Annotated in this window: 1 protein-coding gene; it reads right to left on the bottom strand. The window is 46.4% G+C overall.

Annotated features, from left to right (window positions below; genetic code table 11):
- Positions 1-776, bottom strand: a protein-coding gene (locus FDY93_RS19295) for an IS5 family transposase (protein WP_138237388.1) whose coding sequence is annotated in 2 segments (ribosomal slippage) — positions 1-461 and positions 461-776 — 777 coding nt in all. Because the reading frame shifts where the segments join, the coding sequence is not laid out codon by codon here.

The raw sequence follows: 776 nt of genomic DNA, 5'->3' as shown, positions 1-776 counted from the left end.
CTAGGGCCTGTTCACACTAAATAGCGTGTCTACTATCAACGCAAAGTGAATGAAAAACGTAAAAATGACATCCAACTTGTCGAATCGAGAAAAAATTCTTCTAAAGCCTTTAAGCCGTCGAAATAGTCGCTCCACTTCATTCCGCTTTTTGTATAACTCGCGATCATACTCCCACACGCTCAGTCGATTTTTCTTGGGGGGCACGACGGGTTCCATTCCAAGATCAAAGACCAACTGTCGGGTTTCATCACCTTCGTATGCTTTATCCATGATCACTTTGGCACCATCCCAGCCGCAGTTTTCAAGAGATTTCAGTAGTTTTCGACCTTCAGGCGCATCTCCAGCTTGTCCAGGCGAGAGGGAGAATGCTACGGCTCGATTGTGACCAGCTGCGACCATATGAATTTTGGTGGTCCATCCGCCTCGTGACTTGCCGATAGATTGAGGACCGTTTTTTTTAACGCTCCGGTGCCATCTGGGTGCACTTTTACAGCGGTCGAATCAAGAGAAACATGATCCACTTGGATGTTGATTACGTTATTTTCCTGGAGTGCAAAAAATACTCGATCCAGCACACCTTGCTTGGCCCAGCGATTTGCGCGCATGTAGATACTGTGCCAACGGCCAAACCGCTTAGGTAGTCCACGCCATTTGCAGCCATGTTCGGCGATGTACAAAATGGCGTTCAATACCTGCAAGTTAGAAATTTTTACATTGCCACGCTGGGTAGGTAGCAATTCTTCGATGATTTTGAATTGTTTTGCTGAGAGTTCCAT

The sequence above is a fragment of the Microbulbifer harenosus genome (assembly GCF_005771435.1).
In the GTDB taxonomy this organism is placed as follows: Bacteria; Pseudomonadota; Gammaproteobacteria; order Pseudomonadales; family Cellvibrionaceae; genus Microbulbifer; species Microbulbifer harenosus.
The sequence above is the reverse complement of the archived record's forward strand: the minus strand, read 5'-3'. Positions and strand labels throughout refer to the sequence as shown.